The sequence below is a fragment of the Actinoallomurus oryzae genome, from assembly GCF_039541955.1.
In the GTDB taxonomy this organism is placed as follows: domain Bacteria; phylum Actinomycetota; class Actinomycetes; order Streptosporangiales; family Streptosporangiaceae; genus Actinoallomurus; species Actinoallomurus oryzae.
On the sequence record NZ_BAABHF010000045.1, the window covers coordinates 61,040 to 86,566 of the forward strand.

25 protein-coding genes and 1 riboswitch are annotated in these 25,527 nt (G+C 73.6%); of the genes, 6 read left to right on the top strand and 19 right to left on the bottom strand.

Annotated features, from left to right (window positions below; genetic code table 11):
• Positions 1-13 precede the first annotated feature (13 nt).
• Genes cobC through ABEA10_RS35425 form a run of 3 tightly spaced genes read right to left on the bottom strand, consistent with a single transcriptional unit; the run spans position 14 to position 2,590 of the window.
• The gene (cobC, locus tag ABEA10_RS35415) at positions 14-1,045 is read right to left on the bottom strand and encodes an Rv2231c family histidinol phosphate aminotransferase CobC (protein WP_345471485.1); all 1,032 of its coding nucleotides are present in this window, start codon (positions 1,043-1,045) and stop codon (positions 14-16) included.
• Between the two features lie 52 nt (positions 1,046-1,097).
• On the bottom strand, positions 1,098-2,018 hold the full coding sequence (locus ABEA10_RS35420) for a sirohydrochlorin chelatase (protein WP_345471487.1): 921 nt from the start codon (positions 2,016-2,018) through the stop codon (positions 1,098-1,100).
• Positions 2,015-2,590: a precorrin-8X methylmutase gene (locus tag ABEA10_RS35425; protein WP_345471489.1), complete on the bottom strand. Its 576-nt coding sequence runs from the start codon at positions 2,588-2,590 to the stop codon at positions 2,015-2,017. The genes ABEA10_RS35420 and ABEA10_RS35425 overlap by 4 nt, the downstream gene beginning before the upstream one ends.
• Before the next feature lie 92 nt (positions 2,591-2,682).
• On the opposite strand from ABEA10_RS35425, the gene ABEA10_RS35430 reads away from it, so the two are divergent.
• Positions 2,683-3,909, top strand: coding sequence for an RNA-guided endonuclease InsQ/TnpB family protein (locus ABEA10_RS35430; RefSeq protein ID WP_345471491.1), 1,227 nt, complete (start codon positions 2,683-2,685; stop codon positions 3,907-3,909).
• A gap of 211 nt (positions 3,910-4,120) precedes the next feature.
• Here the strand turns inward: ABEA10_RS35430 and cobJ are convergent, their stop codons facing one another.
• The 11 genes from cobJ to ABEA10_RS35485 form a co-directional block, all read right to left on the bottom strand.
• On the bottom strand, positions 4,121-5,842 hold the full coding sequence (gene cobJ / locus ABEA10_RS35435; RefSeq protein WP_345471493.1) for a precorrin-3B C(17)-methyltransferase: 1,722 nt from the start codon (positions 5,840-5,842) through the stop codon (positions 4,121-4,123).
• On the bottom strand, positions 5,839-7,005 hold the full coding sequence (gene cbiE, locus ABEA10_RS35440) for a precorrin-6y C5,15-methyltransferase (decarboxylating) subunit CbiE (protein WP_345471495.1): 1,167 nt from the start codon (positions 7,003-7,005) through the stop codon (positions 5,839-5,841). The genes cobJ and cbiE overlap by 4 nt, the downstream gene beginning before the upstream one ends.
• A complete protein-coding gene (locus ABEA10_RS35445; protein WP_345471497.1) occupies positions 7,002-7,712 on the bottom strand; it encodes a cobalt-precorrin-5B (C(1))-methyltransferase in 711 nt (236 codons plus the stop codon). Before ABEA10_RS35445 ends, cbiE begins: the two co-directional genes overlap by 4 nt.
• A gap of 117 nt (positions 7,713-7,829) precedes the next feature.
• Positions 7,830-8,636: a precorrin-4 C(11)-methyltransferase gene (cobM, locus tag ABEA10_RS35450; protein WP_345471499.1), complete on the bottom strand. Its 807-nt coding sequence runs from the start codon at positions 8,634-8,636 to the stop codon at positions 7,830-7,832.
• The gene (gene cobI, locus ABEA10_RS35455) at positions 8,633-9,367 is read right to left on the bottom strand and encodes a precorrin-2 C(20)-methyltransferase (RefSeq protein WP_345471501.1); all 735 of its coding nucleotides are present in this window, start codon (positions 9,365-9,367) and stop codon (positions 8,633-8,635) included. The genes cobM and cobI overlap by 4 nt, the downstream gene beginning before the upstream one ends.
• Complete coding sequence (locus ABEA10_RS35460) at positions 9,364-9,906, bottom strand: GNAT family N-acetyltransferase (RefSeq protein WP_345471503.1); 543 nt, start codon at positions 9,904-9,906, stop codon at positions 9,364-9,366. Before ABEA10_RS35460 ends, cobI begins: the two co-directional genes overlap by 4 nt.
• Positions 9,903-10,439 (bottom strand): GNAT family N-acetyltransferase, encoded by a 537-nt coding sequence (locus ABEA10_RS35465; RefSeq protein ID WP_345471505.1) that lies wholly within the window; start codon positions 10,437-10,439, stop codon positions 9,903-9,905. Before ABEA10_RS35465 ends, ABEA10_RS35460 begins: the two co-directional genes overlap by 4 nt.
• Before the next feature lie 64 nt (positions 10,440-10,503).
• Positions 10,504-11,043 carry a GNAT family N-acetyltransferase gene (locus tag ABEA10_RS35470; protein WP_345471507.1) on the bottom strand — a complete coding sequence of 180 codons (540 nt, stop codon included), beginning with the start codon at positions 11,041-11,043 and terminating at the stop codon, positions 10,504-10,506.
• Positions 11,040-12,359, bottom strand: coding sequence for a cobyrinic acid a,c-diamide synthase CobB (locus tag ABEA10_RS35475; RefSeq protein WP_345471788.1), 1,320 nt, complete (start codon positions 12,357-12,359; stop codon positions 11,040-11,042). The genes ABEA10_RS35470 and ABEA10_RS35475 overlap by 4 nt, the downstream gene beginning before the upstream one ends.
• Complete coding sequence (cobO, locus tag ABEA10_RS35480) at positions 12,356-12,958, bottom strand: cob(I)yrinic acid a,c-diamide adenosyltransferase (RefSeq protein WP_345471509.1); 603 nt, start codon at positions 12,956-12,958, stop codon at positions 12,356-12,358. The genes ABEA10_RS35475 and cobO overlap by 4 nt, the downstream gene beginning before the upstream one ends.
• Positions 12,958-15,036, bottom strand: coding sequence for a magnesium chelatase subunit D family protein (locus tag ABEA10_RS35485; protein WP_345471511.1), 2,079 nt, complete (start codon positions 15,034-15,036; stop codon positions 12,958-12,960). Before ABEA10_RS35485 ends, cobO begins: the two co-directional genes overlap by 1 nt.
• Positions 15,037-15,093: 57 nt before the next feature.
• A riboswitch (cobalamin riboswitch) is annotated at positions 15,094-15,215 on the bottom strand.
• Positions 15,216-15,324: 109 nt separating this feature from the next.
• Here ABEA10_RS35485 and ABEA10_RS35490 point away from each other — a divergent pair.
• Complete coding sequence (locus tag ABEA10_RS35490; RefSeq protein WP_345471514.1) at positions 15,325-16,350, top strand: LLM class F420-dependent oxidoreductase; 1,026 nt, start codon at positions 15,325-15,327, stop codon at positions 16,348-16,350.
• An 11-nt stretch (positions 16,351-16,361) separates the two neighbouring features.
• Here ABEA10_RS35490 and ABEA10_RS35495 read toward each other — a convergent pair whose 3' ends face one another.
• Together ABEA10_RS35495 and ABEA10_RS35500 are read right to left on the bottom strand one after the other, a co-directional pair.
• Positions 16,362-16,943: a GNAT family N-acetyltransferase gene (locus ABEA10_RS35495; protein ID WP_345471516.1), complete on the bottom strand. Its 582-nt coding sequence runs from the start codon at positions 16,941-16,943 to the stop codon at positions 16,362-16,364.
• 28 nt (positions 16,944-16,971) lie between these two features.
• The gene (locus ABEA10_RS35500) at positions 16,972-17,247 is read right to left on the bottom strand and encodes a DUF6504 family protein (protein WP_329255444.1); all 276 of its coding nucleotides are present in this window, start codon (positions 17,245-17,247) and stop codon (positions 16,972-16,974) included.
• A gap of 504 nt (positions 17,248-17,751) precedes the next feature.
• Between ABEA10_RS35500 and ABEA10_RS35505 the strand changes: the two genes are divergently transcribed.
• From ABEA10_RS35505 to ABEA10_RS35515, 3 genes are all read left to right on the top strand, one after another.
• Complete coding sequence (locus ABEA10_RS35505; RefSeq protein WP_345471520.1) at positions 17,752-18,636, top strand: helix-turn-helix domain-containing protein; 885 nt, start codon at positions 17,752-17,754, stop codon at positions 18,634-18,636.
• 29 nt (positions 18,637-18,665) lie between these two features.
• Positions 18,666-18,776 (top strand): DUF397 domain-containing protein, encoded by a 111-nt coding sequence (locus tag ABEA10_RS35510; protein WP_345471522.1) that lies wholly within the window; start codon positions 18,666-18,668, stop codon positions 18,774-18,776.
• A 128-nt stretch (positions 18,777-18,904) separates the two neighbouring features.
• The gene (locus ABEA10_RS35515; RefSeq protein ID WP_345471524.1) at positions 18,905-19,939 is read left to right on the top strand and encodes an alpha/beta hydrolase; all 1,035 of its coding nucleotides are present in this window, start codon (positions 18,905-18,907) and stop codon (positions 19,937-19,939) included.
• Here the strand turns inward: ABEA10_RS35515 and manA are convergent.
• Entirely contained in the window at positions 19,929-21,041 is a 1,113-nt protein-coding gene (manA, locus tag ABEA10_RS35520; protein WP_345471526.1) for a mannose-6-phosphate isomerase, class I, read from the bottom strand. The two genes, ABEA10_RS35515 and manA, sit on opposite strands and share 11 nt — an antisense overlap.
• A 358-nt stretch (positions 21,042-21,399) precedes the next feature.
• Here manA and ABEA10_RS35525 point away from each other — a divergent pair, with 358 nt between their 5' ends.
• The gene (locus tag ABEA10_RS35525; protein WP_345471528.1) at positions 21,400-22,611 is read left to right on the top strand and encodes an RNA-guided endonuclease InsQ/TnpB family protein; all 1,212 of its coding nucleotides are present in this window, start codon (positions 21,400-21,402) and stop codon (positions 22,609-22,611) included.
• Positions 22,612-22,648: 37 nt separating this feature from the next.
• Here ABEA10_RS35525 and ABEA10_RS35530 read toward each other — a convergent pair whose 3' ends face one another.
• Together ABEA10_RS35530 and ABEA10_RS35535 are read right to left on the bottom strand one after the other, a co-directional pair.
• Positions 22,649-23,617 (bottom strand): ROK family protein, encoded by a 969-nt coding sequence (locus ABEA10_RS35530; RefSeq protein WP_345471790.1) that lies wholly within the window; start codon positions 23,615-23,617, stop codon positions 22,649-22,651.
• A 5-nt stretch (positions 23,618-23,622) separates the two neighbouring features.
• Complete coding sequence (locus tag ABEA10_RS35535) at positions 23,623-25,524, bottom strand: cellulase family glycosylhydrolase (protein ID WP_345471530.1); 1,902 nt, start codon at positions 25,522-25,524, stop codon at positions 23,623-23,625.
• Positions 25,525-25,527: the final 3 nt, after the last annotated feature.

The following is a 25,527-nucleotide window of genomic DNA, read 5'->3' on the forward strand; positions in this document are numbered from 1 at the left end:
GTCTCCCTGACGGTCAGTGAAGGATTTCGGTCAGTTCGGCGATGAAGGCCGTGACCGTCGCCTCGTCGCGCACGGCGACGCGGAGCCAGTCGGGGCCCAGGCCGGGGAACGTGTCGCCGCGCCGCACGGCGTACCCGCGCTCGCGCAGCGCCGCGCGTACGCCCGCGCCACCGGGCACCCGTACGCACAGGAAGGACGCGCGTGCCCCGGGGACGACGTGCAGACCGAGGCCGGTCAGGGCCCGGGCGAACCGTTCGCGGTCCAGCGTGAGGTCGCGGGCCCACGCGTCGGCCTCGGCCACCGCGCGCGGGCTGACGCAGGCCTCGGCGGCCACCAGCGCGGGTGTGGACACCGACCAGAGCGGCTGCGCCGTGGCCAGGCGCGCGATGAGTCCGGGCTCGGCGAGCACGTACCCGGCGCGGAGCCCGGCCAGGCCCCAGGTCTTGGTCAGGCTGCGCACGACGACCAGGCCGGGAAGGCGGCGGCCGGCGAGGCTCTCGGTCTCGCCGGGGACGCAGTCCATGAACGCCTCGTCGACGACGAGGGTCCGCCCGGGCGCGGCGAGGGCGGCGATCTCTCGCGCCGGGTGCAGGACCGACGTGGGGTTCGTGGGGTTGCCGATCATCACGAGGTCGGCGCCGGCGGGGACCGGGCCGAGCCGGAAGCCGCCGGTGAGGATGACGCGTGCGACGTCGTGGCCGGCGGCGCGCAGGGCGCTCTCCGGCTCGGTGAACTGCGGGTGCACGACCACGGCGTGACGGGGCCGCAGCACGCGGGCGAGCAGCACGAACGCCTCGGCGGCGCCGGCGGTGAGCAGGACCTCGTCCTCGTCCCGCCCGTGGCGGCGCGCGACCGCCCGCCGGGCGCGGCCCGGATCGGGGTACGCGGCGAGGCCGGCGACGCTGTCGCGCAGCAGGGCGGCGAGCCACTCCGGCGGCGTGCCCTGCCGCACGTTCACGGCGAGGTCGACCAGCCCGGGGCCGACCTCGGCGTCGCCGTGATGCCGCAGGTCAACATCGGTAGTGGCTTCCGGAGGAGGACCCAAAGCCGGACTGACCGGCGTCCGGCACTCCGCCGCGCTCCGCGCCGGACGCCGGTCAGTGGGCATGGACGTGGGTGGGATCGTCGGGGTGGTGGTGCGGCCGCTGGGGCGCGCCGACGCGGTGCTCGAAACCCGGCATCGCCGCCCGGTACACGCACGTGTCGCAGTTCATGCGGATGTCGCCGCGCAGCGCCTCCTCGTAGCGTCCGGCCACGAGGTCGGCCAGCCCCTCGCAGTCGCCGATCACCTCCGCGCAGCGCACCTCGGCGCCCGTGAACGCCCGCGCCTCCGCCGCCACGCGGTCCGGCAGCACGCCGGGGAACAGGAAGTACGGCAGGACGACCACGCGGCGGGCGCCGAGCCGCCGGCAGCGTTCGAGGCCCTCCGGCACTCCCGGGCGCGCCAGGGAGACGAACGCGGTCTCCACCATGGACAGGCCGCGTCCCTCCCACAGCAGCCGGGCCGCCTTGTACACCTCCGCGTTGGCGTCCGGGTCGGTGGAGCCCCGCCCGACGAGCAGCACCGCGGTGTCCGCGCGCTCGGCCCGGTCCAGCACGGCGTCCAGGCGCTCCTCCAGCAGCCGCAGCAGCGTCGGATGCGGGCCCAGCGGACGGCCGTAGGCGTACGTCAGGCCAGGGTGGCGGGCGCGTTCGCGGGCCAGCGCGGCGGGCATGTCGCCCTTGGCGTGCCCGGCCGCCACGAGGACGAGGGGGACCGCCGCGACGTGCCGGTGCCCGGCGGCGTACAGCGAGGCGACCGCGTCGGTCAGCGGCGGCGGCGAGAGCTCGATGAACCCGCCGGCGACGTCCACGGGCAGCCGCCCGCGCAGGCGCTCGACGAACCGGTGGAACTCGGCCACTCCCGCGTCGTCGCGCGTCCCGTGGCCGACCACCAGCAGCGGACTCATGAGCCCTCCTTCGTCGGGGAGGGTGACCACCGTGGCGCGCCCCTTGGTTCCCTCGCTCCGCTCGGTCACGCGCCCTCCTCGAAGTACAGCAGGGCGTTGAGCGCGGCGGCGGCAACGGCCGACCCGCCCTTCTCCGAGACGTTGCTGACGGCGGGCAGGCCGCTGGCGCGCAGCGCGGCCTTCGACTCGGCCGCGCCGACGAACCCGACCGGCAGGCCGATCACGAGCGCCGGCGCGACGCCGTGGGCGATGATCTCCTCCAGCGCGGTCGGCGCGTTGCCGACGACCCAGACCGCGCCCGGTCCCGCCTTGGCGTAGGACAGCCGGATTCCGGCCGCCGAGCGGGTCAGGCCCTCGGGCCTCTCCTCCACGTCGCCGATCGAGCAGATCACCGGCCGGGCGGTGATCCCGGCGGCGACCATCGCGACGTCGGTGACGATCGGCGCGCCGTCGCGCAGCGCCCGCAGCCCCTGCCGGAGGCGGTCCTCGTCGGTGACCAGGTCGGTGGCGTACTCCAGGTCGGCGCTGGCGTGGATGACGCGTTCGGTGACGGCCCGGGTGAGGGGCGGCAGTGCGGCGAGATCGACGCGTGAGCGCAGGATCTCCAGGGACCGCGCCTCGATGGGGTGGATGGTTCTCATCGGTTACGCGGCGTGGAGACTCCGGGCTTCAGGCCGGGGAGGCAACGCCGTTCCCTCCTCAGAATGTCGGTGGTGGTGGTTAGCGTGCGGGCATGCGGTTCCGGCTTGAGCCCTCGCCCGCCCAAGAGAAACTGTTGCTGGAGCACTGTGCGCATGCCCGGTTTGTGTGGAACCTCGCGGTGGAGCAGCGTCAGCATTGGCGGCCGGGCAGGGCGAGCGCGCCGGGCTATGTGGCGCAGTCCCGCCAGTTGACCGAAGCGAGGAAAGAGTTCGCCTGGCTGGCGGCGGGTTCCCAGACGGTGCAGCAGCAGGCGTTGCGTGACTTCGCCCAAGCCATGGCGAACTTCTTTGCTGGGACGCATCGACGGCCCACCTGGCGTAATGCGGGCGTGCACGAAGGTTTCCGGATCGTCGGGCAACGTGGCAACCAGTGGGACCTGCGTCGCCTGTCCCGCAAGGTGGGTCAGGTGAGGGTCCCGAAGGTGGGCTGGGTGCGATTCCGCTGGTCGCGCGATGTTGCCGACCAGGCCAAGTCGTTTCGGGTAAAGCGGGATCGGGCGGGGCGCTGGCACGTCTGCTTCGCTATGTTCTCCCCACTGATCGACGGCCCCGATACGGGTGAGATCGTCGGTGTCGACCGTGGCATGGCCGTCTCGGCCGCGCTGTCCACCGGTGAGCTGTTGTCGGCGCCTGGCCTGCGCGATACCGAGGCCAGGCGCTTGTTGCGGTTGCAGCGCCGGCTGGCGCGGGCGAAGCGGGGGTCGAACCGGCGCAGGCGCATCAAGACCGCCATCGGCCGGTTGAAGGCGCGTGAAGCTGACCGGCGCAAGGACTGGGTCGAGCGGACCTCCACCGATCTGGCCCGCCGCTTCGACCTCATCCGTGTCGAAGACCTGAAGATAAAAATTATGGTCCGTTCCGCGCGCGGCACCCCCGCCGCGCCGGGGAAGAACGTGCGGGCCAAAGCCGGGCTCAACCGGGCCATCCACGCAGCCGGATGGGGCCAACTGGCGACCCGCCTGGAGCAGAAGGCACCGGGCCGGGTGGAGAAGATCGATCCCGCGTACACATCCCAGACCTGTCATGCCTGTGGGCATTGCGCAGCGGGCAACCGTGAGAGCCAAGCGGTTTTTCGCTGTCGCGCCTGCGGGCACACCGATAACGCGGACGTGAACGCGGCCAAGAACATCGCGGCAGGACGTGCCGTGACGTTCCTGCCCCGACCAACCGACCCCGGCCGACCTCCCGAGCGGGGAGCCCTCCAGCCGTTGGGCGGGGCAGTGAACCGCGAACCTCAACCTTTTCTCTCTTCTGCGTAGGGGGATCGGTTGGAATCCCCGCCTTCAGGCGGAGGAGGACGTCAAGGCTCCTCGATGGCGTCCACGGGGCGGACCTCGACGCGGTCACCGCAGCCGGTGCGGCGGGAGAGGACGTGGCGGGGACCCGCGCGGTCGGCGCCCGCGTGGGGCCGAATGGCGCGTTCGGGGCGGGTCGGCAGGCACGCGCCGCAGCGCGAGGTGGTCCGTACGGTCAGGCCCATCGGTACCCCCGGGGGGTGACGAAACGCCCGGCCACCGTGCGGCTGCGGCTGGAGCCGACGACCACGACCGTGAACATGTCGACCCGGGCGGGGTCGACCTCCGCCAGGGTGGTCAGCGTGACCGACTCGTCGGGGCGGCCGGCGTTGCGCACGTACCCGACCGGCGTCGAGGGCGGGCGGTGGGCGGCGAGGAGGCTCAGCGCCTTGGGCAGCTGCCAGTCGCGGGCCCGGCTGCGCGGGTTGTAGAAGCACACCGTGAAGTCGCCCTCCGCGGCGGCCGTGACGCGGCGCTCGATGACCTCCCAGGGCGTGTGCAGGTCCGACAGGGAGATGTACGCGTGGTCGTGGCCGAGCGGCGCGCCGAGGAGGTTCGCGGCGGCCACGGCGGCGGTGACGCCCGGCACGCCCTCGACGTCGATGTCGTCCCCGGCGAACTCCAGGGCCGGGCTGGCCATCGCGTAGATCCCCGCGTCACCCGAGCCGATGAGCGCCACCGCCCGGCCCTCCGTCGCCTCCGAGACGGCGGTACGGGCCCGCTCCTCCTCCTGGCCGAGGCCCGAGGCGAGCACCCGCGTGCCGGGGCGGAGCAGGTCGCGCACCTGCTCGACGTACTGGTCCAGGCCGACGACGACGGAGGCGCGCTGGAGCACGGCGACCGCCCGGGGGGTGAGCAGGTCACGGGCGCCGGGGCCGAGTCCGACGATCGAGAGGCGTCCGCGCGGCCTCAGCCGGGCGACGGCCGCGGTGGCGTGCGCCGACTTGTGCTTCTCCACGACGAGCCGCGCGCCCGGTCCGGCGGTGAGCAGCGCGGCGGCCTCGGCGACGCTGGGCGTGCCGACCTCGGCGCGTACGACGTCGGAGGGGTTCGGCACCGCCACGGAGGCCAGCGCGCCGGCCGGGTGGGTGACGACCTCCCAGCCGCGTTCGCGCGCCACCTGGAGGATGCCCTCCTCGTCGGCCTTCAGGTCGGCGGTCGCCAGGTGGCGCACGGACTCGGGCGCCAGCTCGCCCTCGGCCAGGACCGAGTCCACGAGCGCGGACACCTCGGCCGCCGGCACCCCGCGCGCCGAGCCGACGCCCACGACGAGGGACTTCGGGCGGTAGACGAGGGCGCCGTCGAACCAGCCCGCGTGGCACATGCAGTCGTACGCGGCCTGGTCGCTGACCAGGATCCGGTGGCCGCCGGGCGGCGCCTCGGGCGAGACGTTCGGCGGAAGGGGCGGCAGCGGCCAGCCCTCGGCGCCCTCCAGGCGCACCGGCTCTCCCGACAGCACGGCGGCTCCGACGTGCGCGAGCAGCTCGTGGTTGTGCACGGTGAAGCCCAGGTCGGCGCCGTAGGAGTCGAGCGGTGTCACGTTGCTCGCCTCGCTCGCGGTGGTCACCACCGGCGTGCAGCCGAGCACGCCGGTCAGCCGGTGGGCGAGGAGGTTCGCGCCGTGGTGGCCGCCGAGCACGGCGACCGCGAACGCCATCGACTCGTCCACGCAGACGACGGCCGGGTCGGTCGTCTTGTGGCCGAGCAGCGGTGCCAGTACGCGCACTGTCGCGCCGACGGCGAGGAAGCTCACCACGGCGTCGCAGGTGCGCCACGCCTCGCGCAGGGCGTCGGCGGCCTTCTGATCGGTCAGGAGCCGCACCTCATCCGGCCAGGCCGCCTGAAGCGCCGCCGCGGCCGTACGCCCGCCCGCGGTGGCGGCGACCACTCCGATCACGAGAGCCTCCCCGCCAGCAGGAACACCGGGTTCTGCGCGTCGAGGCGGAACGAGCCGCCCGGGAGGTCGGCGAAGCGCGAGGCGGCGAGCTGCACGCCCTCGACGGTGTATCCGGCGTCGGTGAACGCGCGGCGGGCCCCCGCGGCGCGGTCGACCGCGGCGTACGTGGCGACGACCGTCTCCGGGCGGCGGGCCAGCACGCCGCCGAGCGCGTCCAGCCCCCCGCCGCCGACGAAGGCCGCGTCCGGGTCGGGCAGCCCGTCGAAGGCCTCCGGCGCGCTGCCCCGTACGAGCCGCACACCCGCACCGGCGTTCTCCTGGATCAGCTCGCAGGCGGACGGGTCGCGTTCGACGGCGATGACGGCGGCGTGGTGTGCGGCGCACTCGATGCCGACCGAGCCGCTGCCGGCACCGACGTCCCAGACGAGCATGCCGAGGGTCGGGCGGAGCCGGGCCACGGCGACCGCGCGCACCTCCCACTTGGTGATCATCCCGGCGCGGTGCCGGTAGCCGTCGCCGGCCCACGTACGCGGCGGCGCGGCGGGCTGGTTGTGCGTCCGCGCGGCCGGCTCGGGCGCCGGCTCCCGCACGGCGAGCACGACGTTCGGCTCGGCCCACGTGCGCGCCGCCGCCTCGGCCGGCGCGCACCGGGTGACCCGCTCGTCGCCGGAGCCCAGCCGCTCGGCGACGTACAGCGTGACGTCCCAGCCGGCGAGCGCGGCGCCCAGCTCCGCCGGGCCGTACCCGGGCGCGGTGAACACGGCCGTCTTGGGCATGGCCCGGCACGCGTTCACCGCCGTGCGCGGGTCGCGGCCGTGCGCGCTCACCACCACCGCGTCGTCCCACGGCAGGCCGACCCGCGCGAACGCGCCGGCCACCGAGGACACCGCGGGCAGCACCTCCGGCGTGTGGCCGCGCTCGCGCAGGGCCCGTACGATGCCGAAGAACCCGGGGTCGCCGCTGGCCAGCACGACGGCGTCGTCGGCCGCACCGACATGGTCGAGGGCCGCGGCGACGTCGCCCATGACCACCTGGCGGACGTGCGCCGGCGGGCGTACCGCCTCCAGGTGCCGCCGTCCCCCGACCACCACCGAGGCGGCGGAGAGACGGTCCATCGCCCGGCGCGGCAGCGGGGACCCGTCGCAACCCACGACCGTGATCATCTGCTGAGCCGTCCGTACATCGCGATCATGCGCTGGCCGGTGGGGTCGACGAGGACGACCTGGGCGGCGATCGTGCGACCGGCCTCCGTGGTGAGGCGCTCCACCACCTCGGCGACCCGGCGGCACAGCTCGCGCCCGGCCCGGCCCAGCAGTCCCGCGCCCTCCCACAGCTCGTACGCGTGCGGCACCGCGCCGGCCTCCGCGACCCGCGCGGCCAGCTCGTCCGGGCCGCCCATCGTCCGCGTGATCTCGGCGAGCAGGTCGGTGTCCGCCTTCGAGCGCGTGTAGTGCGTCGTCAGCACGCCGGAGGCGAGCCTGGCCAGCCTGCCGGCCGTCCCGACGAAGACCACCTGGGTGACGCCGTGCTCCACGGCCCCGCGCAGCGCCGCGCCGGTGAAGTCACCGGCCTCCACGAAGCACACCTCGGGCAGCTGCGGCAGCAGCCGCCGCGCGCCCTTCTCGGTGCCGCTCCCGGCGCACAGGACGAGCGTGCGCTCCTCGCGCGCGGCCATCACCGCGACCGCCCGCTCGACGCCCGCCCGCCAGGACGCCGTCGAGAACGGTCGCACGACCCCGGCCGTGCCGAGGCTCGATATCCCGCCGAGGACGGCGAGCCGTCCGTTCGCCGTGCCGCGCGCCACACCGGCCGCCGTCCCGCCGTCGGGCACCGAGATGACGATGCGTACTCCTCTTGTCTTCAGGTCCACAGACTCCCCCACCGCCTGTTCGATCGTCGTGCGTCACGTCAGGATCGTGGTCCGCGTCCTTGATCACCACTGCCCCGGCCCGGGCGGCGCGGATCGGGCGCGAATCGGCGGCGAGCCTCACCCGCCGGCCCCGCCCCGGAGCACCTTTCGCGCCGCGGGGTCGGCGCGCCGGTGGCCGTGGAAGTGGCCCGGGTGGTACAGGTGCGAGCGGGTTCCGCCCGCCTCCAGCGCCGGGCCGACGAGCACGAGCGTGTGCTTCCACAGCCGGTGCGCGCGCGTGGTCTCGGCGAGCTCGTCCAGGCGGCAGCGCACGATCAGCTCGTCGGGCCAGGTGCACTGGTAGGCGACCACGCACGGGGTGTCCGGCGGGTAGCCGCCCTCCAGCAGCTCCTCCTGGAGCTGCCGTGACCGGGCCGCCGACAGGAACAGCGCCATCGTCGTGCCGTGCCGGGCGAACTCCCGCACCTCCTCGCCCGGCGGCATCGGCGTCTTGCCGCCGCCGAGACGGGTCAGCACGACCGACTGGGCCACCTCGGGAATGGTCAGCTCGCGGCCGACCGCCGCGGCCACCGCGGAGAAGCTGGACACGCCGGGGACGATCTCGGTGGCCAGGCCGAGGTCCGCGCAGCGGTCGAGCTGTTCCTGCAGCGCGCCCCACAGCGCCGGGTCGCCGGAGTGGATCCGCGCGACGGTGAGACCCTCGGCGGCGGCGCGCTCGTAGTAGGGCAGCACGCCCTCCATCGGCAGGGCCGCCGAGTCGACGATCTCGGCGTCCGCGCGTGCGTGCGTCAGGACGTCCTCGTGGACCAGGCTCGCCGCCCAGATCACCACGTCGGCCTCGGCGATCGCGCGTGCGGCGCGGAAGGTCAGCAGGTCCGCGGCGCCCGGCCCGGCCCCGACGAACACCACCCGGCCACTGGTCATGACTCTCCCGCCTTCAGTTTCCCGCCCAGGGACGTACGGCGTCCGGGCACGATCAGGGTGGACAGGTACGGCACCGGGCCGGTGAGCTCGCGCGCCGGGCGGACGTCCTCGTCGGGCAGGCCGAGCCGCGCGCCGTACACCGCGCCGCCGAGCCGTCCGGCGTCGGCGACCGCGGCCAGCACCTCGTCCGCGACCCGGCCGAACTTGTACGCCACGACCGTGTCGCCGGTCGCCAGCGCCGTCCGCAGCGCTCCGGCGCCGCCGGTGAGCGGCACGAGGGTGAGCGACTCGGTACCCTCGGCGAGGACCGTGCCCGACCGCGCGGCGAGGTCCTGCATCGCCGTGATGCCCGGCACGGTCTCCACCTCGACGCCCGGCGCGCGCTCGCGTACGGACTGGGCGAGGTAGGTGAAGGTGGAGTAGACGTTCGGGTCGCCGATGGTGGCGAACGCGACCGTACGGGCGCCCTGCTCGAAGGCCTCGACGACGCGGCGCGCGGCGGCGTCCCAGGCGTTCGCGCGGCGCTCGGTCACCCCGCCCCGGTCGTTCAGCGCGAAGACGACGCGTTCGGCCTTGTCGGCGTGTGCCCGGACGACGGCCTCGGCGCGGCCCTGCTCGTCGGGCGCCATCACCGGGACGAGTACGAGGTCCGCCTCGCGCAGCACGCGCACGCCGCGGACCGTGACGAGCTCGGGGTCGCCGGGCCCGACCCCGACGCCGACGAGCCTCACAGCTCCCCCTTCAGCAGCCGGAACCGCACCATGTCGGCCATCTTTCCGCCGGGCAGGGGGCGGGCCTCGGGGAGCACGCCCTCCCGCGTGAAGCCGGCCCGCTCGGCGACGCGCTGCGACGCGACGTTGCCGACCGCGGCGAGCAGCTCGATGCGTGTCAGCCCCAGCCCGAAGGCGTGACGTGCCACCGCGCGCACGGCCTCGGTGGCGTGACCCCGCCCGCGCGCGGCCGGGCCCAGCCAGTAGCCGGTCTCGGCCGCACCCGTGTCCCAGTCGGCGCGCCCGATGCCGACCGCGCCCTCCAGCCGGCCGGTCTCCGGCGGGACGATCGCGAGGTTGAGCGCCCGCGACAGGTCGCCGGAGGCCTCCTCGGTGCACCAGCGCACGGCCTTCTCTCTGGTGAAGTCCTCCGACCAGGGCATCCAGCGGCGGACTTCGTCGTCCACGGCGGTCAGGTAGGCGTCGACGTCTCCCGCGTCGATCGGCCGCAGGGTGAGGCGGCCGGCGCGGAGCGTCACGGGCGCGAAGGCGGTCGTCAAAGCTCCCCCTTCAGCAGGCTGAACAGCACCATGTCGGCCCGCCCGGCCGGTGTGGGACGCGCCTTTCGGAGCACGCCCTCCCGGGTGAAGCCGGCCCGCTCGGCGACGCGCTGCGACGCGAGGTTGCCGGTGGCGGCGAGCAGCTCCAGCCGGTGCAGGCCGAGGTCGAAGGCGTAGCGGGCCACCTCGCGCACCGCCTCGGTGACGTAGCCGTGCCGCCGGTCGGCGGGCCCGATCCAGTAGCCGGTCTCGGCCACGCCCGTGTCCCAGTCGGCGCGGCTGATCCCGATCACGCCGCCGAACCGGCCGGTGCGGTCCGGCACGATCGCGAAGGAGGTCTGCCGCTGCGGGTCGAGGAACGCGTCCTTGGTGCACCACTGGCGCGCGCTCTCGAGCGTGTACCCCTGCGCCCACGGCATCCACCGCCGCACGACCTGGTCGACGGCGGCGAAGCAGTCGGGCGCGTCGTTTTCCTCGGGCGGCCGGAGGACCAGGCGCTCGGTACGCAACCTGACAGGTCCGAAAGACGTCATGAGCCCTCCTTCGTCGGGGAGCGTGACCACAGGGGCGCGTCCTTGATTCCCTCGCTTCGCTCGGTCATGAGATATCGCTCGCGAGCAGGCTGAACAGCACGGCGTCGGAGCGCTGCCCGGATCCGATGAGCATCGCCTCGCGCAGGACGGCCTCGCGGGTGAAGCCGGCCTTCTCCGCGACGCCCTGGGAGGCGACGTTGCCGACCGCGGCGAGCAGCTCCATGCGGTGCATGCCCTTCTCGAAGGCGTACGCGGCCACGCCGCACGTCGCCTCGACCGCGTACCCCCTGCGGCGCGCCCAGGGCGCCATCCAGTAGCCGACCTCGGCGCGGCCGTCGGCCCAGTCGGTACGGCCGAGGCCGATCGAGCCGGCGAACCGCTCGTCGGCGACGATGGCGAAGTTCATCGCCCGCGCCGGGTCGGTGTGGGCGTGCGTCGTGCACCAGTCGACGGCGGTCTGCATCGTCTGCGTCGCCGCCCATGGCATCCAGCGCCGGATCTCCGCGTCCTCGCTGGCGGCGAGGACGTCCTTCGCGTCGTCTTCTTCGAACGGCCGCAGCAGCAGTCGTTCGGTCTCCAGCAGAACACCCTCGTCGAAAGTCATGCGGCGGCCCCCACAAAACGCATTGCCATCTGTGGCATCCCAGCCCAGTGGAGATGAAGGTATGAGGCAAGGCAATTTGCCGAGGTGAAGCCATCCGGCCCCTCGGCGGACCACTGCCAGGCGGGCGATGTGTCCGGTCCCCGCGAGCAGACGGTGCGGTGGAACTCGTGCCCGCGCACCCGCTCACCGGCCCGCGCCACCGGCGAGTCGCGCACCGCGACCGCCTCCCGGTAGCCGAGCGTGAGCCGCCCGGTCATCCGCGCCTCCGCGTCGAGCACACCGCACATCGGCAGGTCGTCGAGCCGGCGGGCGAGGTACAGCAGGCCGGCGCACTCGGCGTAGATCGGGCCGCGGAACGCCGCGACCGCGCGGCGCAACGGCTCGTTGGCCGACAGCTCCGCGGCGTACGTCTCGGGAAATCCGCCGCCGATCACCACTCCGCCGGTCTCCGGCGGCAGGGCGGTGTCGCGCAGGGGGTCGAACCGCACGACCTCGGCGCCCGCGGCGGCGAGCAGCTCCTCGTTCTCGGCGTAGCCGAACGTGAACGCCGGGCCACCCGCGACCGCGATCCGCGCCCGCCCGGCCGGCGCGGCGACGGCCGGGTTCCAGGGCTCGGCGGCCGACGGCCCGGCGGTGTTCGCGAGCGCGACCAGGGCGCGCAGGTCGCAGCCCTCGGCGACGAGCGCACCCAGGCGCTCGACGGTGGCGAGGGCCTCGGGACGGCGTTCGGCGGCCGGGATCAGGCCGAGATGACGTGACGGCGTGGCCGCGTCGTCGCGGCGGCGCAGCACGCCCAGGACGGGCAGGCCGGTCTCCTCCACCGCCGCGCGGCAGATCTCCTCGTGCCGGTCCGAGCCGACCCGGTTGAGGATCACGCCGCCGATCCGCACGCCGGGGTCGTAGGTCACGAAGCCGTGCACGAGGGCCGCGACCGACCGGCCGGCGGAGGCGGCGTCCACGACCAGCACCACCGGGGCGCCGAGCAGCTTGGCGACGTGGGCGGTCGAGGCGAACTCCCCCGCACCTGCCGCGCCGTCGTACAGGCCCATCACGCCCTCGACGACGGCGATGTCCGCGTCGCGCGCGCCGTGCAGGAACAGCGGCTCGACGAGGTCCTCGGCGGTCAGCCACGGGTCGAGGTTGCGGCCCGGCCGCCCGGCGGCGAGCGCGTGGTACCCCGGATCGATGTAGTCCGGCCCCACCTTGTGCGGCGAGACGTCGAGGCCCTGCGCGGCCAGCGCGGCGATCAGCCCGGTGGCGACGGTCGTCTTGCCGCTCCCGGACGTGGGGGCGGCGACCACGAGCCGCGGGATCACCACTCGATGCCCTTCTGGCCCTTCTGCCCGGCGTCCATGGGGTGCTTGACCTTGCCCATCTCGGTGACCAGGTCGGCGATCTCCAGGAGCCGGGGGTCGGCGTCGCGGCCGGTGACGATGACGTGCTGGTGGCCGGGGCGCGCCGCCAGCGTGGCGACCACGTCGTCCACGTCCACCCAGCCCCACTTCATCGGGTAGGTGAACTCGTCCAGGACGTAGAGCTTGTAGGTCTCGGCGGCGAGGTCGCGCTTGATCTGCTCCCAGCCCTCGCGGGCGTCCGCGGCGTGGTCGTCCTCCGTGCCGGGCCGCTGGATCCACGACCAGCCCTCGCCCATCTTGTGCCAGGCGACCGTCCCGCCCTCGCCGGACGCGCCGAGCACGCGCAGCGCGCGCTCCTCGCCGATGCGCCACTTGGCGGACTTGACGAACTGGAACACCCCGATCGGCCAGCCCTGGTTCCAGCCGCGCAGCGCCAGCCCGAAGGCGGCGGTCGACTTGCCCTTGCCCTGGCCGGTATGGACGATCACGAGCGGGCGGTTGCGCCGCTGCCGCGTGGTCAGCCCGTCGTCCGGCACGCTCTCCGGCTTGCCTTGTGGCATCAGGCGACCCTCCGATCGCGTACGACGCCGGCCAGGCCGTCGGCGGGCAGGTCCTCCAGGCGGACGAGTTCGGCGCCGAGGCGTTCGGCGAGGCGGGCCGCGAGGCCGAGGCGCACCGGGCCGCTCTCGCAGTCGACCACCACCGAGGCGGCATCCCGCAGCAGGGCGGCGGCGCGCAGCGCGTCGTCGACCGAGCCGTGCGTCGCGCGGCCGTCGGTGACGATGACGACGAGCGGGCGCCGTGCCGGGTCGCGCAGGTGCTCGGCGCGCAGCACGCCGGCGGCCCGCAGCAGCCCGGCGGCGAGCGGCGTACGGCCTCCCGTCGGCAGGTCCTCCAAGCGGCGCGCGCCGGCCTCGACCGAGGAGGTCGGCGGCAGCGCCGTCTCGGCGTCGCGACCCCGGAAGGTGACCAGGCCGACCTTGTCGCGCCGCTGGTAGGCATCGAGGAGCAGGCTGAGCACGGCGCCCTTGACCGCGCGCATGCGCCGCCGGGCCGCCATCGAGCCGCTGGCGTCGACGACGAACAGCACGAGGTTGCCCTCACGGCCCTCGCGGACCGGTTCGCGGATGTCGTCGGCGCGAATCACCAGGCCCGGTCCGCTGCGTCCGCGCGACCGCTGATGGGGCGCGGCGGCGAAGAGGGTGCCGGCGAGGTGCACGGTGCGAAAGCCCGGCCGGGCGCCGGTCGTACGGCCGTACGGGGTGCGCGAGCGGGAGCGGCGGCCGGGCGCGCCCTCGCCGATGCCCGGCACGACGAACAGCCGCGGCCGGTAGGCGGCGTCGGCCGGGGAGGTCTTCAGCCGGTCGGCGCCGGACGCCGCGTTGCCCGACAGCGCCTGGCCGATGTCGACCAGGGCCCCCTCGGCCGGCAGGTCCACCGCGTCGGGCAGGGGCGTGCCGGAACCCGGGCCGTCGGGATCGGTGTCCGGGTCGGGTTCGGGCTCGGGCTCGGGGTCCTCGGTGGTGATCTCCGAGCCGTCCTCCTCGGCCGGCGGCCGAGGCTCGGGGACCGGCGGCGAGGGAGGCTTCGGCCGGCTGGAGCCGGGCCGTGGGTCCTCCTCGGTGTCGTAGTCGCCGGTGCGGTCCAGCACGTCGTCGAGCCGGTCCTCGTCCAGGCCGGGCGCGTCGAAGGGGTCACGGCGCCGCCGGTGCGGCAGCGCGAGGCGCGCGGCGAGGCGTACGTCGGCGGGCGTGACGGCGCCGCGGTCGTGCCAGGCGGCCAGCGCGATCGCGGCGCGGGCCATCACCAGGTCGGCCCGGAGCCCGTCGACCTCGAACTCCGCGCAGACCGCGGTGATCTGCCGCAGCGCGCCGTCGGACAGCACGACCTCGGGGAGACGGTCGCGGGCGGCCCGGATGTGCCAGGCCAGCTCGGCGTCGGCGCGCGCCCAGTCGGCCGTGAACCCGGCCGGGTCGGCCTCGTAGGCGAGGCGCCGGCGTACGACCTCGGCGCGCTCGTCGGGGTCACGCGTGGCGGCGACCTCGGCGGTCAGCCCGAACCGGTCGAGCAGCTGCGGGCGCAGCTCGCCCTCCTCGGGGTTCATGGTGCCGACGAGCAGGAACCGGGAGGCGTGCCGCACCGAGACGCCCTCGCGCTCGACGTAGGACTGCCCCATCGCCGCGGCGTCCAGCAGCAGGTCCACCAGGTGGTCGTGGAGGAGGTTCACCTCGTCGACGTAGAGCACGCCCCGGTGCGCGGCGGCGAGCAGGCCGGGCTGGTAGGCGCGCACCCCCTCGGTGAGCGCCCGCTCGATGTCCAGCGAGCCGACGAGGCGGTCCTCCGACGCGCCGACCGGGAGCTCGACGAGCCGGGCGGGGCGCTCCTGCCGTTCCGCGTCGTCGTGCGGGCCGTCGGGGCACTCGGGGTCGGGCGCGTCCGGGTCGCAGGAGAACCGGCAGCCCGCCACGGCGGAGATGGCCGGCAGCAGCCCGGCGAGCGCACGGACGATGGTCGACTTCGCGGTGCCCTTCTCGCCGCGTACGAGGACGCCGCCGACCGACGGCGACACCGCGTTGATCAGCAGGGCGAGCTTGAGGTCCTCGAGCCCCGCCACGGCGGAGAACGGGTAGGTGTTCACCCGGTGTTCGTCCTTCCTCGGGTTGCGCGCCCGTAGGTGGCCTGCAGGTGGCGGCCGGAGTCTCCTGGCTCCCGGATCGTCACCCGCCCTCGGCCTTCCGGCTTACGCCGTGGCCGTCGGTGAGGGCGAACTCCCCGGTCACAGTTGCGCGACAGCCCCGGAGTCTCACCGGGTTCCTCCGCGTACCGCCGACGCACAGCATCGCACACAGCCGATCCGTCCTCGACAGGTGTGTGCCGGTCTGTTCCTGTTTGAATGGAACACGTTCTACTTCTTCCGGAGGTGCGCATGAGGCTCGGCATCAACCTCGGCTACTGGCAGCGGGACCCCGTGGACGACACCGAAACCGTGCTCGCCGCCGAGCGCCTGGGCTATGACCAGGTCTTCACCGCGGAGGCGTACGGATCGGACGCCTTCACCACGCTGACCTGGTACGGCGCGCGCACCTCGCGGATCGGCCTGGGCACGGCGGTGACGCAGATGTCGGCACGCACCCCGGCCGCCACCGCCATGCACGCGCTGACCCTCGACGCGCTGTCCGGCGGACGGCTCACGCTCGGGCTCGGCGCGTCCGGGCCGCAGGTGGTGGAGGGCTGGTACGGCGTGCCGTTCGCCCGTCCGCTCGCTCGCACCCGCGAGTACGTCCAGATCCTGCGCGACGTGTGGCGACGCGCCGACCCGGTGACCAGTCCCGGCCCGCACTACCCGCTGCCGCTGCGGTCGTACGGGGTGGGCGACGGGGTGACGGGCCTGGGCAAACCGCTGAAGTCGATCGCGCACCCGGTCCGCCCGGACATCCCGGTCTACCTCGGCGCGGAGGGCCCGAAGAACGTCGCGCTATCGACCGAGATCGCCCAGGGCTGGCTGCCGCTGTTCGTCGACCCGGAGCGCATCGAACCGGTCTTCGGCGCGTCACTGCGCGACCGCCCGGACGGCTTCGAGATCGCCGCGACCGTCACCACGATCGTCACCGACGACCTGACGGCCGCGCTGGAGGTGGCCAAGATCCCGCTGGCGTTCTACATCGGCGGCATGGGCGCCCGCGACCGCAACTTCCACCTGGACCTGATCGGCCGGCTGGGGTACGCCGAGGAGGCCGCGCGGGTGCAGGACCTGTTCCTCGCGGGCCGCCGGGACGAGGCGGTCAAGGCCGTCCCGGACGCCCTGGCCGACGCCATCTCCCTGCTCGGCCCCCTGGGCCGCATCCGCGAACGGCTGGAGCTGTGGCTGGACTCCCCCGTGACCACCCTGCTGATCGCCGGCGTGAAGGACGAACCGACCCTCAAGGCGATCCGCGCCATGGTACCCGCGTAAGCGCCGGCGCCCTATCCAGAACGAGCGGGCCGTTCTCCCGGCTTGTCAGCACCCCGACCTTCGTCACCCACCGTTGTGGGACGTAGCGTCGAGTAGAGGATCTGGTCGTGCCAGTGTCCGGCGCGCCACTGGGCCTGGCGGAGGACGCCCTCGCGTTCGAAGCCCGCCTTCTCCAGGGCCCGCTGCTCGGCGAGGTTGCCGCTGTCGGTGAAGGCCTGGATCCGCTGGGCACGCGTGTGGTCGAACAGGTAGGCCACCAGGAGCCGTTGCGCCTCCGTGCCGATCCCCCGGCCCTGACGGCTCGGCCGCAGCCCGATCGCGACGGTCCAGCACCACGACGTCTCCGGACGCCCCCACGAACTCTTGAACCACTCGACCCGGCCCGCGACGTCGCCGCCCTCTTCACAGACCGTGAGAGTGCCGCCGTCCGGCGTGAGCAGGCCCGTCTCGGCGAAGCGGCGCCGCAGGTCGACGGGGCTGCGGTACCCGAACCACTGATGGACGCCGGTCCCCTCGGGACCTGAGAACTCGGCCTCGAAGAGCTCGAGGTCCGCCTGCGTGACGGGCCGCAGGACCACCCGCGCATTGATCACGCGTGAACACTACGAGACGCCGGCGGGTTCAGTCCCAGGCGCGGGAGAGCATCCAGGTGTCGCTCGCCTCGTCGTAGCGGAGCTCGTACACGCCGATCTCGTGGTCCGGGGTGGCCTCCACCTGCCAGAACTCCCGGGCGGCCGGCTCCTCGGCGTCCGGGTTCCGGTCGCGCCACCAGTCGCGGCTGGTCACCCAGTGGTCCAGGACGCGCAGCACGGTGTAGAGACGCCCGTGCCAGACGAACCGTGACGGCCGGCCGTCGGCCCGCCAGACCTCGACCGGGTCGCCGTACGCCCGGCTCATCCGGACACCGTCCACACGTCTCGTCGCCGCCTTCCCGGTCGAACGCCGCCGAAGTGCCCGGGGGAAGACAGGCGTCATCGAACATACGTTCGCATCGGTGTTTTGGGAAGAGGGTGACCGGCGCCGATCGGTGATCCGACCGCGACGCGCCGTGCGGATCCGGCGTCCCGCACCGTCAGATCACCGTTTCGGAGCTCCGCTACCCGACAAAAGGATGAGCGACATAGCATTGAACAGGTAAAGTGCGATGTCGTGGCAAGAGGTACTCGTACGACAACGGTGCGTAACGCTTATTTTCACGACAATCCGCTTAAATGAGGCATAGCGGTAGTGTCGGGCAAAAACTCCGTCCATCTCCCTTCGATCCGGCCTACGCTTCCTCAGCGGTCAACGGCCCCGGACCGATGATCCGTCGTCCGCCGCCACCGCCCGCAGCGGCTCCTCTTTCCGTCCACCACCCCTCGTTCAACTCCCCGTCCCGGACGGTCGCTCTGGAGGTGCTCGATGTCCGACGTGCAAAGCCCCACCGTCCGCCGTCGCCGACTGGGCATGGAACTCCGCAGGTTGCGTGAGGCCTCGGGCCTCATGATCGAAGATGTCGCCAAGCACCTCGAATGCTCGATGTCGCGGGTCAGCCGCATCGAGACCGGCAAGTCCGTCGCCCGGATCAGGGACGTGCGCGACATGCTCGACCTGTACAAGGTCGGCGACGAGGCCCAGCGCGAGCAGCTGCTCACCCTGGCCAAGGACGCCCAGCAGCGGGGCTGGTGGACCGAGTACGAATCGGTGCTGTCCGCGGGGCTGGACACCTACGTCGGGCTGGAGGCCTCGGCGGCCTCGCTCCGCACCTTCCAGACCCACCTCGTTCCCGGGCTCCTGCAGACCGAGGAGTACGCCCGCGCGCTGATCAAGGTCGGGCGGCCCACCGAGAGCCCCGCCAACATCGACCGGATGATCTCCCTGCGCCAGCGGCGCCAGGCCATGCTCGCCGACGCCGGCACCCTGGAGCTGTGGGCCGTGCTCGACGAGGCGGTGCTGCGCCGGCCCATCGGCGGCGTCACGGTCATGCGCGCCCAGCTCGCGCGGTTGCTCGAGGCGGACGAACTCCCCAGTGTCACGATCCAAGTGCTGCCGTTCGCCCGCGGCGCCCATCCCGGGCTCGGCGGCGCTTTCACCATCATCGGCTTCCCCGACCCGACGGATCTGGACGTCGTGTACGTCGATTCCCCCGCGGGGAACATTTTCCTGGAGAAGGACAGAGACGTCCGCCGCCACACCACCTGGTTCGACCATCTACGAGCCGCCGCGCTGCCGCCGGACGAGTCGACCGACTTCATCGCCGCGATCGCCGATGAGTTCAAGAAAACGTCCCCGTACCCACGGGGATGATCGGTTCACCATGAAAGGAGAGGTGGGGGATGGGTTGCGACCCCGATCTCGCGGACACCGGCTGGCGTACGAGCAGCCGCAGCTCGCAGGGGGCGGACTGCGTCGAAGTGAGCGTCCTCGAAATCGTGAGCGAGCACTGACGTAACTGCTCCGAACGGCCGCGGGGGTCGGTCCCCCGCGGCCGTCCTCGGGAGGTCGGTCGGCCGGTGGGGAGAACAGGCTCGGGCGCGGGATACGGTCGGACGCGTAACCGAGCGAAGGAGCACGAATGCTGCCCTGGTCGGCCGAACTCGCCGGACGCATCGACGAGCACATCCTCAGCAGTGACCTGCTGCGCGGCAACCCTCTCGGCGACCCGCACGAGCGCCCGCTGGAGGTGTACGTCCCGCCGGGGTACGACGAAGAGCCGGAGCGGCGTTACCCGTCCGTCTACGTGATCCAGGGCTACACCGGCCAGCTGCCCATGTGGCACAACCGCGCGCCGTGGCGGCCGACCTTTCCCGAGCTCGCCGACCAGGTGTTCGCCCGGAGAGAGGCCCCGCCGGTCATCGTCGTCTACGTCGACGCCTGGACCTCGGTCGGCGGCAGCCAGTTCCTCGACTCGCCCGGCACCGGGCGCTACCACTCCTACCTGTGCGACGAGGTCGTGCCCTACGTCGACGCCCGCTACCGCACGCTGGCGAGCCGCGACCACCGCGCGATCAGCGGGAAGTCCAGCGGCGGCTACGGCGCGATGATCGCACCGATGCTGCGGCCGGACGTGTTCGGCGCGCTGGCCACCCACGCGGGCGACGCGCTCTTCGACGTCTGCTACCGGCCGCACTTCCCCAAGGCGGCGCGGCAGCTGCGCGACTCCTACGACGGGTCGGTGGAGGCCTTCCTGACCGACTTCCGCGGCCGGATCGCGGGCACCAAGGACACCGACCTCTCCCTGATCGAGCAGTACGGCTACTCCGCGGCCTACTCCGCCGACGAGGACGGCACCGTACGGCTGCCCTTCGACGACACCGGCAACGTGATCCCCGAGGTCTGGGAGCGCTGGCTGGCCTGGGACCCCGTGCTGATGGCCGCGCGCCCCGAGCACGCCGAGGCGCTGCGGTCGCTGCGCGGCATCTGGATCGACGCCGGCACCCGCGATGAGTACCACCTCGACTTCGGCGCGGTCGCGTTCCGGCGCGCGGTCGAGGCCGCCGGCGTCGCCGACGACGACGTCCACTTCGAGCTGTTCGACGCCGGGCACGGCGCCATCGAGTACCGCTACCCGCTCGCCCTCGCCTGGCTCGCCGAACGCCTCACAGCCTAGGCAGGCTCGCGCGGAACACCGTGCCGGACCCGGTCACCTCGACCGGGCCGCCGCGGTGCCCGGCGAACACGGCGTCGCCGCGCCGCAGTTCCAGCTCCTGCCCGTCGCGGCGGAGCCGTACGCCGCCCTCGGCGCACAGCAGCAGCTGCGGGCCGGCGGCCGGCAGCACGGGCCGCCGGGCCGCGTCGAGACGCGAGAGCCGGAACTCCGGTGCGGGGGTGACGTAGACGTCCTCGCCGTCGCGGTGCTCGGGCTCGATCACGTCCGGCGGGCCCGGCTCGAACGAGGCGACGGACAGCAGCTCGGGCACGTCGACGCGCTTGGGCGTGAGCCCGGCGCGCAGGACGTTGTCCGAGCCGGCCATCAGCTCCACCCCGGTGCCGCTGAGGTAGGCGTGCGGGCGGCGCGGCGGGACGTACAGCGCCTGGCCCGGCCGGAGCCGTACCTCGCTCATCAGCATGGCGACGAGCACGCCCATGTCGCCGGGGTGACGCGCGGCGAGCGAGGCGTACGGCTCGGGCGCGACCGCGGCGGCCTCGGCCACCACGTCCTTCGGCGACGGCCAGGTCAGCAGCGTCTCGACCGCGCCCCGCAGGTCACCGGCGGTGAGCAGGTCCACGACGGGCCGCAGCGCGGCGATCGGGGCCAGCAGCGCGGCGCTCTCGCGTGGGTCGCGCAGGCCGCACAGCGCGCGGAAGTCGGTCAGCGCGCACAGGATCTCCGGCTTGGGCCAGGAGTCCTTGTAGTTGCGGGACGGGTCGCCCTCCGGGGCGGTCTCGGCGGCGAAGCCCCGCTCGGCCTGCTCCCGGTCGGGGTGGACCTGCAGGGACAGCGGCTCGGCCACGGCGAGCACCTTCAGCAGGAACGGCAGCCGGGGCCCGAACGCCGACACGGACGCGTCGCCGAGCGCCGCGCCGGGGTCGGCCGCGATGACGTCGCCCAGCGGACGGCCCGACCGCAGCCGCGACGGCGCGGCCGGATGCGCGCCGATCCACAGCTCCGCCTGCGGCGCCTCGGTGGGGGCGGGACGGCCGAGGAACTCGGCGAGCACCTCGTGCGACCCCCAGGCGTACTCCTGGATCGGGTTGTCGAGAAGTTCCATCAGGGCCTCCCGAGACAACCGTCACCTTTGGGCGGTGGGGAGGTCAGGGACGGTAGGACCGTCGGGGCTTGAGCGTGCATCGACCCGTCATGTTGGCGCATCAGGGGGTCTCCGTTTATCGCGCGTCGGATTAGCGACGCTGCTATCAATGATGGCGTGTCTCGTCAGGTGCATACCTCACCCGGTGCGGCGTATGGCCTCGATCACCACGTGGTGCTTCACCTCCTGTCACTCGCGGTCCGAGTTCGCCATCTGCGCTCTTGCTTGCCGACACTGTGGCCGCGGTACTACTTCGTGGCCGCGGTCGGGGCGGTGTGGGCGCAGACGGCGACGGTACGGCGCCATGTCGAGACGCGGTATGAGCGGCCTGCCAGTGGTGGTGGCGGTGCGTAGGTCCTTCCGGTTCCTGATGCGACCGACATCCCGTCAACAGGTCGCGCTCGCCGCGTGCCTGGAAGATCATCGGGTGCTGTACAACGCAGCGTTGGAGCACCGGCGCACCGCCTACCGCAAAGCGGGTGTGACCGTCCGGTACGGCGACCAGTCGGGTGAGTTGAAAGACATTCGCGCCGATGACCCGGATGGGCAGGGCCGGTGGTCGTTCTCTTCTCAGCAGGCCACGTTGCGTCGTTTGGACAAGGCGTTCGCGGCCTTCTTCGCCCGTTTGAAGGCCGGGCGTAGGCCGGGGTTCCCGCGTTTCAAGGGCGGTGGCCGGTTCGGCACCGTCACCTGGCCGAAGGACGGCGACGGCTGTCGCTGGGATTCCCAGCCCGAGCACCCGACCGCGACATTCGTGCGTCTCCAAGGCGTCGGCCATGTGCGGGTTCATCAGCACCGTCCGGTGCGGGGCCGGGTGAAGACGATCAGCGTGAAACGCGAGGGAATCCGCTGGTATCTGATCTTGGCCTGTGAGGACGTGCCCGCCGATCGGCTGCCGGCGACGGGCGCGGTGGTCGGCCTGGACATGGGCGTGGCCTCGCTGGTCACGACCAGCGACGGCGAGCACCTGGCCAGCCCGCGGCACCTCGCCACCTCCGCCGAGCGCCTGGCCGCGGCTCAGCGCGGCCTCGCCCGTAAGAAGCGCGGGTCCAAGCGGCGCCGCAAAGCCGTCGCGAGGGTCGCGGCCCTGCACGCCAAGGTGGGCAGACAGCGCCTGGACAGCGCGCACAAGGCCGCGCTGGCGCTGGTACGCGACTACGACTTGATCGCTCATGAGGACCTACGGGTGGCGAACATGACCCGCTCCGCCTCGGGCACCAGCGAGCGTCCGGGCCGCAACGTAGCCGCCAAGTCCGGGCTGAACCGTTCGATCCTGGACGCGGGTTGGGGGGTGTTCCTGTCGGTCCTCGCGGACAAGGCTGAAAGCGCCGGTCGTGAGCTGATCGCAGTCGAGCCCCGCAACACCTCCCGCACGTGCTCGCGATGCGGGCACTGCGCACCGGAGAACCGCCGCACCCAAGCAGCATTCGCCTGCACGGCGTGCGGTCACACCGCACACGCCGACGAGAACGCGGCGATCAACATCCTCAGGGCAGGGCTTGCCCTTCGCGACGCTGCGAAAGCGGCTTAGCGAGAAGCCGCTCCCTTCAGGAAGCGGAGGAGTCACGTCAGGCCGTTTCGGGGTGGACGAGGGCGGCGACGCCGAGTAGCCCGGCCTGCCCGTCGAGCGCGGAGCGGACGATCTCCACGCGGCGTACGAAGGCGAGTCCGGCGTAGTCGGCCATGGCGGCCCTCAGCGGGGGTTCGAGCAGGTCCCAGGCTCGTGCGACGCCGCCGCCGATCACCACACGGTCGAGGTCGCACAGCGCGGCGGCGGAGGAGATGCCGGCGGCCAGCGCACGCGCCGAGCGGTCGAACGCCGCCAGGGCCACGCCGTCGCCGTCGCGGGCGGAGGCGGCGAGCGCCACGCCGGTGGTGTCCGCGCCGGACCAGCCGTTGGCGAGCGCCCAGCGGACCATCGCCGGCCCGGAGGTGATCGTCTCGACGCAGCCGCGGGCGCCGCACGGGCACGGGTCACCGCCGAGGTCGACGACCGTGTGCCCGATGTGCCCGGCGTTGCCGGTGGCCCCGGCGTACACGCGGCCGTCGAGGATGAGACCGCCGCCGACGCCGGTCGAGACCACCATGCCGAGCATGGCGCGGACGCCGCGGCCCGCGCCGTGGTGGTACTCCCCCATCGCGCCCGCCACGGCGTCGTTCACCAGGGCGACCGGCCGGCCGTCCAGCAGGGCGGCGAGCCGGTCCCGTACCGGGAAGCCGCGCCAGCCCGGGATGTTCACCGGGCTGACCGTGCCGGCGATGGCGTCGAGCGGGCCGGCCGAACCGATGCCCGCGCCGGACACCTCCTCGCCGCCGACCGCCTCGGTGGCGACGGCCGCCAGGGCGGCGAACACCTCCTCGGCGTCGCCCTTGGGCGTCGGGCGGGTGGCGAGGGGGCCGAGGCGCCCGTCGGGGCGGACGAGCGCGGCGGCGAGCTTGGTGCCGCCGATGTCGATGGCGAGCACGCTCGCGGCCGGATCATTGGTCTCTGCGGCGGTCGCGGAGGTCGCAGGGGTCGCGGACGCCGTCTCACGCACGTCGGTCAAGGTCGAAGCTCCAGCACGTGCACACCATACGGCTCCAGCGCCACCTCCTCACGCGCGGGTTCGGCCCCCGCGGAGGCGGCGGCGACCTCGGCGACGGCCTTCAGCTCCTCGCCGGCCTGGCTGACCAGCACGGCGAACCGAGTGCCGTCGGCGCGGACCAGCACGTCCGCCGACACGCGCGGGTCGGCGACGGTGACCGGGCGGCGCACCCCGGCGAGCGTGGCGAGCGCGTCGTAGAGGCGGTAGGTGGGCTCGGGGTTCACCCGCGGGGTGACCGCCGCCATGTGCTCCAGCGGGTACGTGCACAGCACCAGCCAGCCGTCGCCGTGCCGGCGGCGCAGCACGGCCGGCCGCCCGTGGCCGTCCACCGCGACGACCTCCGCCGTGGTGGGCCGGACCGGCAGGTACGAGCGGCTGTGCTCGGTGCCGGCGGCGCGGAACGCCAGCGTCGTGCCCTCGGCGAGCGGGCCGAGGGCGGCCGTGCAGGTCAGCTCGACGACGTCGTCCTCGATCGGGTCGGCCAGGCCGTACCGGAGCCGGTGCTCGACCCCGAACATCGCGTTCATGTGGGAGTACCACGGGCCGCGCTGCCAGCCGTGCGAGCCCGCGCAGTAGGAGACGTACACGACGGCCCCGCCTTCGGCGAGCTCCTCCAGCCGGTGCCAGCCCGGCCCGGTGAGCTGCTTGGCCGAGGGCACCAGGTACAGCCGCGCGTCCGGCGCGATGCCGTCGCTCTCGCGGGTGAGGCCCGCCGGCAGGTCGGCGGCCCGCGCGGTCACGTACGCCTGCCGCAGCGCGCCGAACACGTCGGTACGGTCGGCGGCCTGGGTGAAGGGGAAACCGGCGTCCAGCACCGCGGGCACGACGAGCGCGGTGTCGGTCGCGGCGCGCTCGCAGGCCGCCAGGTCGACCCGGGCGAGCGTCGCGCCGAACCGGCGCATCTCCTCCAGCGCCGGCTTCGGCGTGCCGTCGGCCCGCGTCAGCCCGAAGTGCAGCTCGAACGGATGGTGGCTGTACGGCGGCTGGTCCACCAGGTCGAAGTCGGTGTTGTTCCAGCCGAGCCAGCCGGTCGCGCCGCCGAGCAGGCTGTTGTAGAGCACCTGCCGGTAGTAGTGCGCGGCGTTGTCGTCGGAGACGAAGTCGGAGGAGCAGCCGAACTCCTCCAGTACGACCGGCCGGCCGTACGTCCCGGCCAGCTCGCAGATGAACGCGGCGCCGTAGTGCTGGCGGACCAGGTCGTCCTCCATGCGGTACACGTGCGGGCCGACGAAGTCGGTGGCGTCGGCCAGCTCGCGTACCGAGAAGCCGTTGTCCTCCCCGGTCACCTCGACGCCCCAGGCGCCGTCGCCGATCGAGAGCGGCTCGGTCGCCCCGCCCGCGCGCACCGCCCGGACCATCAGCCGGGCCCACGCCGTCACCTGCTCGGTCGGCGCCTTGCCGCCGTAGATGGGCATCTCGTTGGTGATCAGCCACCCGGCGATCGCCGGGTGCCCGCCGTAGCGCCGGGCCATCTCCTCGGCGAACCACGCCTGCCGGTCGACCATCCACACGTCCGCGTACAGGTCGCGGCCGGCCCGCCAGGCCGGGTCCCAGTTCTCCCCGGACATGTGGCCGACGATGAACGTCGGGATGGTCGCCATGGCGCGTTCGGCGTGCGCCTCCAGGAAGTCGGCGTAGTGCCCGGCGAGGGTCTCCTCGATCCGGTCGGGCTCGGGCATGAAGTCGGGCCAGTAGAAGAAGGAGCGCGTGGTGTTCAGCCCGTGCTCGCGCAGGACGTCCAGCTCCTCCCGTACGACGCGGGGATCGTAGGAGCGCCACATCAGCGGCCCGCCGGTACGCGACCAGAAGTTGACGCCGAGCCACGCGGCGCCGGGCAGTTTGGCGAAGTTGCGGTGCAAAGA